Consider the following 17,123-nt stretch of genomic DNA (forward strand, 5'->3'; position numbering starts at 1 on the left):
GATACTGCGGAAAGCAGGAAAATGGATAACCAAAATTACTACTGATTCGCTCCTAACTTCTATTTTTTATTCTTTACCATTGCGGCCACAAAGCTAACAAAAATTGGCTGTGGATTAGCAACGGTACTTTTGTACTCCGGATGGTATTGCACACCGATGAAAAATGGATGATTTTGAATCTCTACTATTTCAACCAAACCGGTGTCGGGATTGGTTCCGGAGCTGATTAATCCTGCTTTTTCTAGTTCGGCTGAGAACTTATTATTGTACTCGTATCGGTGACGGTGACGTTCTGCTATTTGAGCTTTTCCATAGATTTGATGAGCTAAACTACCTTCTTTTATATCGCATTTCCACGAACCTAAACGCATTGTTCCACCTTTATCGGTGATGGTTTTTTGTTCTTCCATCAAGTCGATGACCGGATTGGTTGTGTTTGGATTCATCTCAGTAGAATTGGCATCGGCTAACCCTAAAATGGTTCTAGAATATTCGATGACAGCCATTTGCATTCCCAAACAAATTCCGAAGAACGGTACATTATTTTCACGTGCATAGCGAACGGTTTCGATTTTTCCTTCGATTCCTCTCTCACCAAAACCTGGTGCTACAAGAATTCCGTCGATACCGCTTAATTTTTCGGCTACATTTTCTTTGTCAATAAATTCTGAATGTATGCTGATGATATTAACTTTAGTTTCATTAGAAGCTCCAGCGTGAATAAATGCTTCTAAAATTGACTTATAAGAATCTTGCAATTCTACATATTTCCCAATTAAACCAACATTTATGGTATGTTTTGGATTTTTCAATCGGTGTAAAAAAGTATTCCAGTTTTCTAAATCTGGTGTGTTTTTTTGAGGTAAATCTAATTTTTTTAGAGCCACAACATCTAAACCTTCTTCTAACATCAATAAAGGCACCTCATAAATGGTTGAAGCATCAATAGATTGGATAACAGCTTCGCGTTTCACATTGCAAAACAAAGCTAGTTTTTGACGAATTTCATCCGATAATTCGTGTTCAGTTCTACAAACCAAAATATCGGCTTTGATTCCGCTTTCCATTAATGTTTTTACAGAATGCTGCGTTGGCTTGGTTTTTAATTCACCAGCTGCTGCCAAAAATGGCACAAGCGTTAAGTGAATTACGATTCCGTTGCTTTCGCCCAATTCCCAAACTAATTGACGTACCGATTCTATGTACGGAAGTGATTCAATATCACCAACTGTTCCACCAATTTCAGTGATAACAATATCAAAATCGCCTGATTTACCAAGCAATTGCATTCGTTCTTTTATCTCATTTGTGATATGAGGAACTACTTGTACTGTTTTTCCAAGAAACTCTCCACGACGTTCTTTTTCAATAACTGAAAGGTAAACTCTTCCTGTAGTAACGTTGTTGGCTTGCGAAGTTGGAACGTTTAGAAATCGTTCGTAATGTCCTAAATCTAAGTCAGTTTCTGCTCCATCATCAGTAACATAACATTCGCCGTGTTCATAAGGATTCATAGTTCCTGGATCTACATTGAGATAAGGATCAAATTTTTGGATAGTAGTTCGGTAACCTCGTGCTTGTAATAATTTTGCCAAAGACGCCGCGATAATTCCTTTACCCAAGGAAGAAGTCACACCGCCAGTAACAAAAATGTATTTCGTTTGATTCATTTTATTGTTTGTTGTAGTTGTGTTGTTGTAAAAAACGATGCAAAAGTACAATTTAATTAATCAATGTGAAAATATTTCAATGTGTAAATACTGAAACATAAAGACAAGACAATTGAGTAGAAAAGGAACAATAAAAAGGCTTTAAAATTTTACGAAAATGGCTTTGGATATTGCTTTTTTATGTTGCGAATTAGCTCTTCTAAACCGTTTAATTTGAGTTCATAAACGAGTTTGAGTTGTTCGCCAAGCTGACCATTTGGTAAACGATTATTGTGTATCCAAACCAAATAATATTCTGGTAAATCAATTAAGTATTTGCCTTCATATTTACCGAAAGGCATTTTGGTGTGCGCTAATTTGATTAAGGATTTTTGTTGGTCGTCCATTTATTTAGAAAATAGATTAAAGATAATAGAATATAGACTTTTTAGAACATCTATATTCTATGTTCTATTTTCTTAATTCTAATATCATTTCCAATTGAAAACAATTTCTTTTTTAATATCAGGATGCAAACTATTAAAAACTGGGCAAGTCATTGCGGTTTTTTCAAGTATGGTTTTGGTTTTATCGTCGGCAACCAAATTCATATTGAAAGTAACGTGAATTTCAGTAATTCTTCTTGGTTCAGTGCCCATAACTTTGGTTACCTCAGCAGTTGAATCTGAAAAATCTACTTCTAAATCGCGTGCTTTTATTCCCATAACGGTCAACATACAACTGGCTAATGCATTGGCAACAGTATCGGTTGGTGAAAACGCTTCTCCTTTTCCGTTATTATCAATTGGCGCATCTGAAATAATCTCTGAACCCGATTGTAAATGAATGGAAGATGTTCGTAAATCTCCTAAATAAGTAACTTTAGATGTGGCCATTATTGCGCTTGTTTTATTGTTAAATCTTCGTCGTAATACAAAATGTAAATTCCGTTATTGGCAAAACCACCTGAAATTTTCTTGGCATAATCAAACTTGCTTTCTACTTGTTCAGTAGCATCGTTATTGATAGATTCTTCAAAAGGTTTGTCTTGAACTAATCGCAACATTGTATCGAATGTTAAATCAAATCCACGAACAGCATATTGATTTGGAAGTATTTTATTTTTCTTTTTAAAAGCTCTTTCAAACCTTAATGCTTCATCAGAATCGTTATCTTTCGTTGCTGAAGGATAAGCCATTTTTAATTTGGTCAATCTTGAAAGAGCAATTTCCTCGAAATCAAGTGTTTCGTTAGGTTCTAAAATTACCAATTGTACTTGATATTCTTTCATTGCACTTGACATTGCTGATGTTGTTGTAAAAATAGTTCCGGTTTTTTCAGAAGCCATAACTACATAATTTATTCGGTCTTTTACAAAATGTTTTTTGATACTGTCAGCAACAAATCCACCTTTTTCGGTAACGCCAACTATTTTAACTTCTTTTTGAAAATCTTGTATGTACTCTTTTATCGAAGTCTTTTTAGGATCAATTACTGCAATTATATTTCCGTTTTTGGATTGCATATAACTAAACATTGCACCTTTAACCGCATCAGCGTGTGGCATAGATTGATACAAATTTTTATATGATTTACCTTCATCTCTAGACAAAGGTGAAATGACCGGAATGTTTTTGTTTTCTAAAGCATCGGCTACTTTTTCGACATTTACTTGATAAAACGGACCAATTACAGCATCGGTCGAGGAAAAATCATTATTTGAAATTACTGAAAGTGCACTTGTTGAATTTTTAGTTTCTTGCGAATCATAAATTTTTATATCAAGATTCATCCCGAGAACTTTAGCAGAATCTATGGCCATCAAAGCTCCAGCATAAAAATCTAAAGTCATGTTAAGAAATTTATCTTTCTTTAATCGTTCTGAAATTGAAGTAACTGTATCGTTTTGAATTTTTGAAGCGTTGAAAGGCAAGAACAACACCAATTCTTTTCTTTTTTGACTAGAAATAGATTTGGATAAATCTTTCAAACTGTTTTTATTTTCTTTGGTAAATGATAAAGTAGAAGGCACTTTTAAAATCATTCCTTCTTTTACTCCTTCTTTCAAATCAGGGTTTAAACTAATTAATGAAGCTTCGGATAATCCTAAAAGCCTAGTTAAACTGTACATTGTTTCGCCTGATTTTACTGTATATTCAAGCGTGTTTTTTTGAGAAACTTCAGCTTTTGGTTTTACTACTTCAGTTGGTGCAACAGTTTTCTGACTGCTGTTTATTTTTAATTTGAAACCAACAGGAAGATTGTCTTTAATCTCTGGATTTTGTTTTTCTAATTCTTCAACCGAAATTCCATATTTTTTTGAAATACTATATTTAGTGTCGCCTGCGAGCACTTCATAAGTTGAGAACATCTTTGTTCCTGCTTGTACTTTTGGTGGTTCTTCATACTTCAATATTTTCAAAACTTGGCCAGGTTGCAATCCATCTGTTTTCAAAAATGGATTTGCTTCTTCTAAATCTGAAATTTCTACATTATTCTCTTTTGCAATACTATAAAGAGTTTCCTTTGCTTTTACTACATATGTTTTTTCCTTAAATGGCACCTCCTTTGAAGTTACTTTTTCAATACTTTTAGGAATTAGTAAAATAGCATCAGGCTGAATCCCGTTTTGAGAATCTGGATTTAACTTATAAATATCATAAGGTGTCACTTTGTACTTTTGAGCAATTTGAGTAATCGTCTCGCCTTTAGCCACTTTGTGCTTAGTATAATTCTGTCCGAAAATAGAAGTCGCAAACATCAATACAATTATACAAATTACTCTTTTAAACATATCTTTTAAAATATTAAACCATTAAGAAATTAAATTCCAATTAAAAAATTCCAAATCCCAAACTGCAAATTGATCACTACCAAATGATTATTCCCACTCAATAGTTGCTGGTGGTTTTGAGCTAATATCATATACAACTCTATTCACACCTTTCACTTTATTGATGATTTCATTTGAGATTTTCATCAAAAACTCATAGGGTAAATGCACCCAATCAGCGGTCATTCCGTCGGTAGATTCTACTGCGCGAAGTGCCACTACTTTTTCGTAAGTTCGTTCATCGCCCATTACTCCTACACTATTTACTGGAAGCAAAATTGCTCCTGCTTGCCAAACTTTATCGTATAATCCGTGTTCTTTTAATCCGTTGATAAAAACGGCATCAACTTCTTGCAAGATACGCACTTTTTCTGGTGTAATATCGCCTAATATTCTAATTGATAATCCTGGACCAGGAAAAGGATGTCTTCCTAATAACTCCGGATCAATTCCTAAAGTTGCGCCTACTCTTCGCACTTCGTCTTTAAACAACATTCGAAGTGGTTCAACGATTTTCAACTTCATAAAATCAGGCAAACCGCCAACATTATGATGCGATTTTATAGTCGCACTCGGACCTTTAACCGAAACCGATTCGATAACATCCGGATAAATGGTTCCTTGTGCCAACCAAGTTACGTCTTCAATAATTTTCGACTCATCGTCAAAAACTTCAATAAAGACGCGTCCTATTATTTTACGTTTAGTTTCAGGATCATCAACTCCAGCCAATTCATCCAAAAAACGTGCCGAAGCATCAACACCTTTAACATTCAATCCCATTCCTTTATATTGTTCTAGAACGCTTTCGAATTCATTTTTGCGTAACAATCCGTTATTCACGAAGATACAATATAGATTTGCTCCAATCGCTTTGTGTAATAAAACCGCTGCAACTGTAGAATCTACACCGCCAGAAAGTCCTAAAACTACTTTATCATTTCCAACTTTTTCTTGCAAATCTTTAACGCAATCGTCAACAAAAGCATTCGGAGTAAAATTTTGAGGAACTTCGGCAATTTTTACCAAGAAATTCTCAAGCATTTGTTTTCCGTCAGTCGAATGATATACCTCTGGGTGAAACTGAATGGCGTAAGTTGTTTCGCCTTCAATTCTATAAGCCGCATTTTCTACGTCGTTGGTACTTGCTAGTTTAACACCGTTGGTTGGTAAATGTTTAATGGTGTCACTGTGGCTCATCCAAACCTGTGAATTGAGGTTTACATTTTCAAAGAAAACTTCGTCTTGTTTAATGTAAGTCAAATTTGCTCTTCCGTATTCTCTAATGTTCGAAGCTGCAACTTCACCACCAGAAAAATGGGCCAAATATTGCGCACCGTAACACACGGCAAGCAAAGGTAATTTGCCACGAATGTGCGATAAATCTATCTTCAAAGCATCTTCAGCGCGCACCGAGTATGGGCTTCCGCCAAGGATAACCGCTTTGTAAGACGATAAATCAGTTGGATAATTGTTGTAAGGAAAAATTTCGCAGAATATATTTAATTCGCGAACGCGGCGTGCAATAAGTTGTGTGTATTGCGAGCCGAAATCTAAAATAAGTACGTTGTGTTGCATGTGCAAAAGTACTATTTTTAAGAGAAAATAAAAAGTAGAATATAAATTTATTATTGTATTATTTTACTTACTTTAGCTACAAACAAATTTATATGGCTGAGTATATCATTGAAACAGAAAACTTAAACTTTGAGTATTCCAAAGGCAGAAAAGTATTAAATAACATTTCAATTAAAGTTCCAAAAGGTTCTATTTATGGCTTTTTGGGTCCGAATGGCGCCGGAAAATCAACTACAATGCGACTGCTAACCGGAATAATTCCTGAACAAGGAAATGCCATAAAACTGTTTAACCAAGCGTTGATAGAACAATTGCCTTTGGTTTTTAATAAAATTGGTTCGTTAGTAGAATCACCTGCATTATATCTGCATTTAAGTGGTTTAGACAACCTTCGCTATATTGCAAAACTTAGAGGAATATCGGAAGATAAAATCAAGGAAACTCTTGAATTGGTTGACTTAGCAAAAGATGGCGACCGAAAAGCTAAGCAATACTCTTTAGGAATGAAACAACGATTGGCTATTGCGATGGCTTTGTTGAGCGAACCCGAATTGTTATTGCTTGATGAACCAGTTAATGGTTTAGATCCGAACGGAATAATTGAAATTAGAAAACTACTTGTAAAACTCAACAAAGAACGAGGCGTTACGATATTTGTTTCAAGTCATTTGCTTAGTGAAATTGAAAAAATGTGCACGCACGTTGGGATTATCAATAAAGGCACTTTACAATTTGAAGGCACAATGGCAGCTCTTTCTGAAAAATCAAGTTTTAGCAAAATACAAGTTACTATTGATGACGCCGAACAATGGTATGAAAAATTAAAAAGCGAGTATCCAACAATACAACTGATTTCCAATCATCAATTTACGTTAGAAATTGGCAGCAAAACTCAAATTCCAGGTTTTATCAAAAATCTGACGGAGCAAAACGCTTTGCTGTATGAAGTTAAAATCCTTGACGGATTGGAAGAATGGTTCTTAACAATAACTGATGAAAAAAACTAGCCATGAAAACTAAAATAACCAACTTTATAACTGCGCTTAAAGCAGAGCATATCAAGAAAAGAGGCACCGGATTTTATTGGACAAGCCTTGTTATGGGAATTATTTCACCAATATTATTTTTTATCGTACAGATAATAAACAATACCGACGAAACCAAAACCGAAATTCCTTTCAATATTTATAGTAAATTCATTGAGTCTAGTCTGAATCCGTTTACGTTTTTTTTCTTTCCCTTATTTATCATCATTATGGTGAGTCGAATTACTCAAATTGACCATAAAAATGGCGGTTGGCAATTGATGGAAACACAACCGTCGTATAAATTCTCCATCTATTTTTCGAAATTTACGACCATATTGATAGCCAATTTAATTTCGATACTTTCTTTTTTGATCTTTTCCATTGTTTGTTCTTGGTTGTTAAGTCACATTATAACGGTTCCGAAAATTGCAACACAAGAACTTCCTGTTACACTTTTCTTTTCTCTGCTACTTCGATTGTTTGTAGCCTCTTTATTGATAACTGCTATTCAATATTTTGTATCGGTTGTAATTTCTAGTTTTATTTGGTCGATACTTATCGGTTTTTTCGGATTATTATTGACTTTATTTTTAACGCCTTTGCAACTTGCACCGGTTTGGTATCCTTATGACATTTTATCAAAAGTAACTTCAACTACTACTGGCAGTCAGCTTGGATATTTATTTCTTTTTACAGAATACATTAGTCTTATCGGAAGTATAATTGTCTTGTACATTGGTTTTGAATGGTACAAACACAAAGAATTTAAATTAGCATTTTTCGGAAATTCCAAAAGAATAATCAGTGTTTTAGCGGTACTACTTCTTGGTGGCGGATTATTATTTTGGCTATTAGTTCCAAATCAAATGAAAAATCACAACCGAACCATTATTTGTGGAACCATTGAAAGTAAGCAAAAGTTTCAAAATATTTACATACGAGATGCTATTGTTAATGATACCATTGCGATTATTCCAATAAAAAACAACCAATTTCATTATGAAATAAAAGAGAATGTCATCACTGACTATTATGAATTTAATTTTGATGGTCAGTATACTAATCAATTATTCTTTGGTACCAAAGACAGTATTAACTTAAGTGCAAAATTATATGGTCGTAACATCGAGCTTACTTTTAAAGGTACAAGATTAGCCGAAAATCAAACAAATCCGAATTCGATATTCGATTGGAGTATGGTTGAATATTCAATAAAAGAAAATCAAAATCTTGATGAACCAGACAAAATCATTAGAGGAATTTACACCGAATGGAAAGAAGAATTAGCCAAACCAAGTAAATTTAGAACTATTGACAATTATATCGCCAAAGAAGATTTTAGGGAACGAAGTGAAAAATTGGTTACCACAAGATACTTGAATTTTTGGAACGACTTAGTTAAAAAACGAGCTGCACTTTATCCTGACGAGAAGACAACAGCAAGTCCTGGTATTAAAGAAATGCAAACTAAATTATCTCTTCAAGATGAAAGTTTATTGAGTAATGAAAGCTATTTTAATTTTGTAAAAAGTCAATTAATTCAAAAAAACAACCAAGAAGTTGATGACAATACTAAAGCTATTACTGAAATATCAAAATTAAAACCGAGTAGCTTTAAAGATAAATTATTGTTTTGGCAAGTGCGCAAAAGTCTTGAAGACGCGACTAGTAGCGAAGAACGAAACAATCTAATAGTAGCTAATCCGTCAAAATTTGAAAATAAAAATTACCAAAGCAAAATAAAGAATGTTTACAAAGAAATAGAAAGCATCGGAAGAGGAAAAATAGCACCTGAATTACTTGCAAAAAATATTGATGGAACAGCTGTAAAATTATCTGATTTAAAAGGAAAATATACAGTAATCGATGTTTGGGCAACTTGGTGCAGACCGTGTAGAGAACAAGCACCGTACTTTGAAAAAATGGCTTTGAAATACAAAAAAGAAAAGGTTCAGTTTGTGAGCTTGAGTATCGATGACGATGTGAAAAAATGGTATATCGAAACCAAAACTAAAACTAAATCCATAGCTAATTGGCACATAAACGATAAAGAATTGTTTTGTAATGAATATAATGTTGCTTCTATTCCGAGGTTTATCTTAATTGACCCAAACGGAAAATTTGTAAATTCAAAAATGCCACAACCTTCAGACGATGCCTTTGAAATTATACTGAGAAAAACGCTAAATTTGCCTGATGAATATTAATCTAAAATGTTGAAAACCATTCTTTACATAGCTCTTGGTGGCGCAATAGGAAGCGTTTTACGATACTTAACAGCCGTTTTTGTCAATAAATACTGGTCAAATCATTTTCCGTTAGCTACTTTTATTACTAATGTTTTAGGATGTTTTTTAATTGGATTACTAATTGGAATTTTAGAAAAAAACAATGTAGCTAATAGTAATTTGAAATGGTTTTTGATCACAGGATTTTGCGGCGGTTATACCACTTTTTCAACTTTTGGTTATGAAAATTTTTCGCTTTTACAAAACAATAATTCCATAGTAGCTTTTGGTTACATTGGATTAAGTATATTACTAGGTTTGATGGCTGTTTGGTTTGGTCTAACACTCACTAAATAAATACAATTTAAATAATGAATTCCTCTAAAATTATATCTTTTGTTTCTTTAACGATAACACTTATTGTGAATACAAGTTTGGCTCAAAACAAAACCAAAAAAGAAGAAAATTGTTTGATAAAAAATAGCAAAGACTTAAAAAAAAGCACGATGAAACCGAATCAATTAAATGTTCTTGGAACCGAATTACAGCTGGCAAGTTTAGATCCTCTAACAGGTTTCTACAGAAATGGTTATTGTTCAACTGATGCCAATGATCGTGGCGTGCATGTCATTGCAGCAGTAGTTACTGACGAGTTTTTAAAATATTCTCTTTCTAAAGGAAATGATTTAATTTCAGCCTATCCGTCTAGTGGATTTCCAGGTTTAAAACCAGGTGACGTTTGGTGTTTATGTGCATTGCGTTGGAAAGAAGCACTCAATGCAGGAGTTGCTCCACCAGTTTTGCTTGAAGCGACTAATAGCAAAGCTTTAGAATATGTAACACTTGAGGAATTAAATAGTAAAAAATTTGAAAACTAAAACCTGTGAATTGTGCAAAGCAGAAGAATCAGTGCTGTTTAGAATTCAAATTCAAAAAGGAAAAACTTGGCTTTTTGTTTGCCGAATATGCTGCGAAAAATCGCAAAAATTAGAACACTACAAATATGGCGGAACTTGGAAAGGAAACCGCCATTAATTTTTAAAAAAAGAGATTATATTTAGATAGTAAAACTTAAAATTCTGTGTTAATCTGTAGTTAGATTGTGTTAATTTTTAGTATTTTCGCAACCTATGAATGAAAAAGATATTTTACTCCTTCAAGAGTTATTAAGCACACCAAAAAAAATTGCAATTATTCCACACCGAAGTCCCGATGGCGATGCTATGGGTTCTACTTTAGGTTTAAATCATTTTTTACTAAAATTAAATCACAAACCAGTAGTTATTGCGCCCAATGATTTTCCAGATTTTTTGGCTTGGTTGCCATCGTCAAAGGAAGTTCTTATTTATGAAAATGACAAAGTAACTTGCACTGAAATTCTAAAGGAAGCAGAGCTGATTTTTACTTTAGATTTTAATGCATTGCATCGCACTGGTGAAATGGAACACGTTTTAAGTAAACTTGAGGCACCAAAAGTAATGATTGACCACCATCAATCTCCTGATTCGTATGCTGTTGTAACTTATTCGGACACCTCTTTTGGTTCTACTTGTGAAATGGTTTATAATTTCATTTCCTATTTAGGAAAAAAATCATTGATTGACAAAACGATTGCCACTTGCCTTTACACTGGAATATTAACTGATTCTGGCGGATTTAGATTTCCGAAAACTACGGGAACAACGCATCGAATTGTTGCTGAATTCATAGATTTAGGTGTTGAAAATACTGAAATTCCTACATTATTATTTGACAATAATTCCTATGATCGATTGCAACTTCTTGGTAGAGCTATGCAAAATATGAAAGTGATTTTTGACAAGAAAACCTCTTATATTTCGCTTTCTCAAAAAGAACTCGACGAATTCAATTATGTTAAAGGCGACACCGAAGGTATTGTAAATTATGGCTTAACGATTAAAGGCATTGTTTTTGCAGCTATATTTATCGAACATCGTGATGAAAATATTATTAAAATTTCGTTTCGTTCGCAAGGTGACTTTGATGTAAACCAATTTGCAAGAGAACATTTTAATGGTGGTGGACACATCAATGCAGCTGGAGGAAAATCAAATGATTCTTTAGCAAATACTATCAAAAAATTTGAACAAATTATTTCTAAAATCGCACTATAACTATGAGAAATATTAAAACAATACTAGTCTATTTGTTACTTCTTACAACCTTAATTGGATGTAAAGAACAGCAAGCAAGAATGCCTATTTCAAGGAATTCAGGTGCTTTTATGAATGAATCGGTAGAACGTAATAAGAAATTAATCAAAGGAGAAGAAAAACAAATTGATTCCATCATTAAAAGCAATCCTCAAATCAAATATTTAACCTCTCAAAAAGGTTATTGGTATCATTATGAAGTGAAGAATGATCGCGATACCTTACGTCCTAAAAAAGGAGATGTTGCATTTTTTGATTATGAAATAAAAGACATTGCAGGAAACATTATATATTCGCAATTAGAACTTAAACCACAAACTTATATTGTTGACAAACAAAACATAATGTCTGGTTTGCGTTTAGGAATCAAACAAATGCACAAAAACGAAAAAGTTACGTTCTTGTTTCCATCGCATTTAGGTTATGGCTATCACGGCGATGACCGCAGAATTGGAACCAACGAACCATTAATATGCACCGTAACTTTAAATGATTTTAAACCCGAAAATAAACAATAGAATAATAATCAGAATGAAAAATAAAATTTTAATAGTAGTTGCCCTAATTTCATCTCTTTTGGTAGGATGTAAAGACGAACACACTAATTTGAAAGACGGATTATATGCAGAAATTGAAACTTCAAAAGGTACTATTTTAATTGCACTAGAATACGAGAAAACACCTATTACAGTTGCTAATTTTGTGACTTTAGCAGAAGGAACCAATACCTTTGTTTCAAGTGAATTAAAAGGAAAACAATTATTTGATGGATTGGTATTTCATAGAGTAATTTCAAAAGCTAACGGAGACGCAGAAGATTTTATGATTCAAGGTGGTGATCCATTAGGAAACGGCTCTGGAGATGCTGGTTACAAATTTAAAGATGAAATTACCGATTTAAAATTCAATAAAGGCGGATTATTAGCAATGGCTAATTCAGGACCAACTACAAACAGCAGTCAATTTTTCATCACCATTAAAGAAACGCCTTGGTTAGACGGAAAACATACCATTTTTGGTCACGTTGTTGAAAACGGAATGGAAGTTGTAAATACAATTGTGCAAAATGATGCCATCAATTCTGTGACAATTATCCGCAAAGGTGAAGCTGCCAAAAAATTTGATGCAGTAAAAGTATTTAGTGATTATTTTAAAGTAGAATCCGAAAAGCAAAAAAAACAAGCCGCAATTGACGCCGAAGCTCTTAAAAAAGCGATCACCGATAAAATTGCCTTTTTTGCACAACAAAAAGCGGCTGCTACAAAGTTACCATCAGGATTACAATATGCTATTTTGAAAAAAGGCACTGGTAAGAAACCTGCTGATGGCACAGAAATTTATGTTCAATATGCTGGATATTTAGAAAACGGAACATTATTTGATACAAGCTTGGCAGAAATAGCAACTGCCTTTGGTAAATTTGATCCGCAAAAAGCATCACGAAATGAATACAGCCCATTGCCATTTGTTTGTGGTTCAAAAGGTGCTGCTATTCCTGGATTTGAAGAAGGATTATCTAAATTGAATATTGGTGATAAAGCAATTTTATTCATTCCTTCTAATTTAGGATACGGTGAAAATGGTGCCGGAGATGTAATTCCGCCAAATGCAAATATTATTTTTGAAGTAGAAATTTTAGATAAATTATAAAGCAATTAAACATTAAACTTGTTACAATGAAAATGAAATTTAAAATCATGTTGTTACTCTTTTTAGGATTAACAATTACAACAAATGCCCAAACCAAAAAGAAAGCGACCGTAAAAAAAGCAGTGGCACAAACCGCTCCTAAAGTTGCCAATCCAAATGATGGAATTTTTGCTGAAATTGAAACAACAAAAGGCAAAATTGTATTGCGTTTAGAATACAAAAAAACACCTGTTACAGTTGCGAACTTTATCTCGTTAGCAGAAGGAACAAATCCGAAGGTATCTGAAAATTATAAAGGAAAAAAATTCTATGACGGATTAAAGTTTCATAGAGTAATAAAAGATTTTATGATTCAAGGTGGTGATCCACTTGGAAATGGTACTGGCGGACCAGGTTATGCTTTCAAAGATGAAATTACAGACCTAGTTCACGACAAAGGCGGCATACTTTCTATGGCTAATTCTGGACCAAAAACAAACGGTTCACAATTCTTTATTACCCACAAAGAAACTCCTCACCTTAATGGTAAGCATACCGTATTTGGTTCAATTGTAACAGGAATGGACGTTGTTAATGATATAGAACAAAATGATGTGATTACCAAAGTAACAATTGTTAGAAAAGGTCAAGAAGCTACAAAATTTGATGCTCCAAAAGTTTTCAATGATTATTTTATCAATAAAGCTGCTGAAGAAGCTAAAGAAGCAGCTGATAGAGCTGCTGCCAATGCTGTAATCTTAAAAGAATTCGATGAAAAAGGAAAAACTACCGCAAGCGGAATTAAATATATAGTTTTAAAAGAAGGAACTGGAGCAAACCCAACAGCAACTAGTAATGTAAAAGTCCATTACACAGGTACTTTTTTAGACGGAAAAGTATTTGATAGCAGCGTACAACGTGGACAACCAATAGACTTCGGATTAAACCAAGTAATTCCGGGTTGGACAGAAGGAGTTCAATTGATGAAAGAAGGTGCTAAATACAAATTTTTTATTCCTTATAAGTTAGCTTATGGTGAAAGAGGTGCTGGTGGTGTTATTCCTCCAAAAACCGATTTAATTTTTGAAGTTGAATTATTAAAGATTAATAACTAATACAACAACACTTTTGTAAAAACACCCCAAATAGTACAAAACTTTTTGGGGTGTTTTTTTGTATAATTATTTTTTAAATTTCCATTCAAACTCGTCATTATCATTGATAATCGCACCAAGTTCTACTCTTATAACTTTATTATATTCTGATTGTAAGGTCAACCAATTACTTTCGTTAAAATGATTTTCTGTAGAATCAAAATCTTCTTTCTCCCAAGAATTAAATGGTAATGAGGCGATTAATTCATCTGTATTAGTATCTATTACTTTTTTATCTAACAAAACAGCGTTGGCATTCGAAGTAATAATATATCCCAAACGAAAATCTTCATCTTCATAAAATGTTAATCTCATTTTGTATTGATTGTATAAAAAGATTCGATTGGCATCATCATCTTCAAATTTTTTGTCTGGATTACCATAAATTGAAATAACATCTTGTTCTTTCATTCCAAATAGTAATTGATCAATTCCGTTCTTAGGATTTATCTTCATAAAATTAGCGTCTATTTAAAAAGTAAAATTTATTTTTTTTTACAAAAATAAGTCGATTATTTTAATTTAAATACTCCGCGATAACAAAGAAATAATAGAATCCACAAATAATTTTGGAATGTTTATTTGAAATCAACAACCTACTAATTAATAGGATTTTAGATAAATTTTGAAAAAAAATAAAAAATAAAAAACCAAGGAAAATTTCCACTCGTATATACTAACTTATTAACTTAAACACTATATCATGAAAAAAAGATTTACTTTGAATTCGTTTGTTTGCATGATGGTTATCTTCTTCGGAAGTGTAACTGCATTTGGACAAACCGTTACGAGTAGTGCTGACGATGGTTCCGCCGGAACATTAAGAAGTCAGATTGCAGCCGCTTCACCGGGCGCAACTATTAGTATTGATCCTAGTGTTACCACGATCCTTCTGACCCAAGGACAAATTTCAGTAGACAAATCTCTAACTCTAAACGGAAACGGAGCAGCGAATACTACTGTAAATGGTAACGCCAATGGACGAATTTTTGATGTGACTGCTGGCAGTTTCTTCATCAACGGACTTACACTTACTAATGGTGCTGCTGCAAATGGTGGAGCCATACAATTAGTTGGTGCAAACCTAACTTTAACAAATTCTACAATTTCAAGTAGTGTTGCCAATGCAACAAACGGAAGTGGTGGTGGAATTTTTGTTGGAGCAGGAGCCAATTTAACAGCAGAGAATACTTTATTCTTTGGAAACATTTCAAATCGTGCAGGTGGAGCAATTGAATCTACTGCAGGAACATTGACTACATTAACAAATGTAACTTTAACTTCTAACAATACAGGAGTTGCACCAGCTACTGCTGCGCCAGGAAATGGTGGTGGTCTTCACATTACTGGAAATGGTAATGCTATTATTAGCGGTAGTACAGTAACCAATAATATAGCTGCTGCTGAAGGTGGTGGATTATGGAACGGAACTGGAATAATGACTGTTACAACAACTACAATCACAGGAAATACTGCTTCAGGTAATGCTAGTGATAATGGTGGCGGCGGATTATATAATCTTAATAATGGTACTTTAACTATTTCAGATTCTACAATTTCTAATAACGTTGCAAACGGTACCGCAGGTTCTGGAGGAGGAATCTTAAATGATGTAGGTTCAACGTTAAACTTAACAAATACAATTATTACTGGGAACACAGCAAATAGAGCTGGTGGTGGTATTGAAGGAAATGCCACTGCTGGCTCTTCTACTATTAATATGACAAATGTTTCTTTAAATGGTAACACCGTATTTAATGCACCAGGAAATGGTGGTGGATTACACATGACTGGCCCTGGTACTATCAACATCACTGGTGGAACAGTTAACAATAACCTTGCTGGTTCTGAAGGTGGTGGTTTATGGAATGGTTCTGGAACAATGACAATTAACGGAACTACCATCAATGGAAATACTGCATCAGGAAATGCCGCTGACAATGGTGGTGGTGGTATTTATCAATTAAATGCTGGAACTTTAATCATTCAAAATAACACCATAATTAGTAACAACATAGCAAATGGTACTGCAGGATCTGGTGGAGGAATTTTATCAGATGTTGGAGCTACTGTTACAATAACTAATTCTTCTATTACTGGAAATAGATCGAATAGAGCTGGTGGTGGTATTGAAGCTGTTGCTGGTACAACAACAAACTTAAATAACGTTACATTAACAAATAACAATACAGGAGTGTCTCCAGCAATTGCGGCTCCAGGTAATGGTGGTGGTTTCCATATCTCTGGTTCTGGTAATGCAACTATCGTTGGTGGAACAGTTAACAATAACGTAGCTGGTGCTGAAGGTGGTGGTTTATGGAATGGTTCTGGAACAATGTCTGTAACTGGAACAACTATTTCTGGAAACACTGCTTCTGGTAATTTAGCTGACAATGGCGGTGGTGGTCTTTACAACCAAGTAGGTACTTTAAATGTAACTGATGCAACTGTTTCTAACAACAATGCTAATGGTACTTTAGGTCTTGGTGGTGGTATCTTAAATGATGGTGCTGCGGTAAATATCAGCAATACAACTATTGCTAATAACTCTGCTAACTTAAAAGGTGGTGGTATCACAAATACAAATGGTACAATCACCATAAATAATAATTCTGCAATCACTTCTAACATTTCACTTGGTGCTGCTGCTCCAACTGATGGTGGTGGTGGTATTTATATCGCTGCAGGAACTGTAAATGTAACTGGTGGTTCTATTGCTTCTAATCAAGCGGTAACTGGTGCTGGTTCTGGTGGTGGTGTATTCAACTTTGCTGGAACTTTCTCTGCAAATGGTACATCAATTACGCAAAATAGTTCAAGAAGAGCTGGTGGTGGTATCGAATCTGCTCC

The 17,123-nt window shown here is 33.9% G+C and carries 16 protein-coding genes; 10 read left to right on the plus strand and 6 right to left on the minus strand.

All coding sequences use genetic code 11. The annotated features are described in order from the left end of the window. Positions 1 to 59: 59 nt before the first annotated feature. From Q0050_RS00475 to guaA, 5 genes are all read right to left on the minus strand, one after another. Complete coding sequence (locus Q0050_RS00475) at positions 60 to 1,670, minus strand: CTP synthase (RefSeq protein WP_298391601.1); 1,611 nt, start codon at positions 1,668 to 1,670, stop codon at positions 60 to 62. A gap of 149 nt (positions 1,671 to 1,819) precedes the next feature. Next, positions 1,820 to 2,056 (minus strand): DUF3820 family protein, encoded by a 237-nt coding sequence (locus Q0050_RS00480; RefSeq protein WP_298391602.1) that lies wholly within the window; start codon positions 2,054 to 2,056, stop codon positions 1,820 to 1,822. A gap of 84 nt (positions 2,057 to 2,140) precedes the next feature. Continuing rightward, on the minus strand, positions 2,141 to 2,545 hold the full coding sequence (locus Q0050_RS00485; RefSeq protein ID WP_298391603.1) for an OsmC family protein: 405 nt from the start codon (positions 2,543 to 2,545) through the stop codon (positions 2,141 to 2,143). Continuing rightward, on the minus strand, positions 2,545 to 4,443 hold the full coding sequence (locus Q0050_RS00490; RefSeq protein ID WP_298391605.1) for a LysM peptidoglycan-binding domain-containing protein: 1,899 nt from the start codon (positions 4,441 to 4,443) through the stop codon (positions 2,545 to 2,547). Before Q0050_RS00490 ends, Q0050_RS00485 begins: the two co-directional genes overlap by 1 nt. 87 nt (positions 4,444 to 4,530) lie before the next feature. After that, entirely contained in the window at positions 4,531 to 6,060 is a 1,530-nt protein-coding gene (gene guaA / locus Q0050_RS00495) for a glutamine-hydrolyzing GMP synthase (protein ID WP_298391607.1), read from the minus strand. 92 nt (positions 6,061 to 6,152) lie between these two features. On the opposite strand from guaA, the gene Q0050_RS00500 reads away from it, so the two are divergent. The 9 genes from Q0050_RS00500 to Q0050_RS00540 all read left to right on the plus strand — a co-directional run bounded on the left by Q0050_RS00500 (position 6,153) and on the right by Q0050_RS00540 (position 14,234). Next, the gene (locus tag Q0050_RS00500; RefSeq protein ID WP_298391609.1) at positions 6,153 to 7,067 is read left to right on the plus strand and encodes an ABC transporter ATP-binding protein; all 915 of its coding nucleotides are present in this window, start codon (positions 6,153 to 6,155) and stop codon (positions 7,065 to 7,067) included. 2 nt (positions 7,068 to 7,069) lie between these two features. Further along, positions 7,070 to 9,295, plus strand: a complete 2,226-nt coding sequence (locus tag Q0050_RS00505; protein WP_298391611.1) for a redoxin domain-containing protein — start codon at positions 7,070 to 7,072, stop codon at positions 9,293 to 9,295. Positions 9,296 to 9,301: 6 nt separating this feature from the next. Continuing rightward, positions 9,302 to 9,673 (plus strand): fluoride efflux transporter CrcB, encoded by a 372-nt coding sequence (crcB, locus tag Q0050_RS00510; protein WP_298391613.1) that lies wholly within the window; start codon positions 9,302 to 9,304, stop codon positions 9,671 to 9,673. A gap of 14 nt (positions 9,674 to 9,687) precedes the next feature. Beyond that, entirely contained in the window at positions 9,688 to 10,194 is a 507-nt protein-coding gene (locus Q0050_RS00515; protein ID WP_367277133.1) for a DUF2237 family protein, read from the plus strand. Continuing rightward, on the plus strand, positions 10,184 to 10,351 hold the full coding sequence (locus Q0050_RS00520; RefSeq protein WP_298391615.1) for a hypothetical protein: 168 nt from the start codon (positions 10,184 to 10,186) through the stop codon (positions 10,349 to 10,351). The genes Q0050_RS00515 and Q0050_RS00520 overlap by 11 nt, the downstream gene beginning before the upstream one ends. Positions 10,352 to 10,446: 95 nt before the next feature. Then, positions 10,447 to 11,451 (plus strand): bifunctional oligoribonuclease/PAP phosphatase NrnA, encoded by a 1,005-nt coding sequence (locus Q0050_RS00525; protein WP_298391617.1) that lies wholly within the window; start codon positions 10,447 to 10,449, stop codon positions 11,449 to 11,451. Positions 11,452 to 11,453: 2 nt separating this feature from the next. Continuing rightward, positions 11,454 to 12,008, plus strand: a complete 555-nt coding sequence (gene gldI, locus Q0050_RS00530) for a gliding motility-associated peptidyl-prolyl isomerase GldI (protein ID WP_298391618.1) — start codon at positions 11,454 to 11,456, stop codon at positions 12,006 to 12,008. Positions 12,009 to 12,021: 13 nt separating this feature from the next. Then, a complete protein-coding gene (locus Q0050_RS00535; protein ID WP_298391620.1) occupies positions 12,022 to 13,140 on the plus strand; it encodes a peptidylprolyl isomerase in 1,119 nt (372 codons plus the stop codon). Between the two features lie 32 nt (positions 13,141 to 13,172). Then, entirely contained in the window at positions 13,173 to 14,234 is a 1,062-nt protein-coding gene (locus Q0050_RS00540; RefSeq protein WP_298391622.1) for a peptidylprolyl isomerase, read from the plus strand. Positions 14,235 to 14,300: 66 nt separating this feature from the next. On the opposite strand, the gene Q0050_RS00545 is transcribed toward Q0050_RS00540, so the two are convergent. After that, on the minus strand, positions 14,301 to 14,729 hold the full coding sequence (locus Q0050_RS00545) for a hypothetical protein (RefSeq protein ID WP_298391624.1): 429 nt from the start codon (positions 14,727 to 14,729) through the stop codon (positions 14,301 to 14,303). A gap of 247 nt (positions 14,730 to 14,976) precedes the next feature. Between Q0050_RS00545 and Q0050_RS00550 the strand changes: the two genes are divergently transcribed. Then, on the plus strand, positions 14,977 to 17,123 hold a 2,147-nt coding region (locus Q0050_RS00550; RefSeq protein ID WP_367277135.1), incomplete at its 3' end, for a beta strand repeat-containing protein.

The organism is Flavobacterium sp. (assembly GCF_027483985.1).
Classification (GTDB): domain Bacteria; phylum Bacteroidota; class Bacteroidia; order Flavobacteriales; family Flavobacteriaceae; genus Flavobacterium.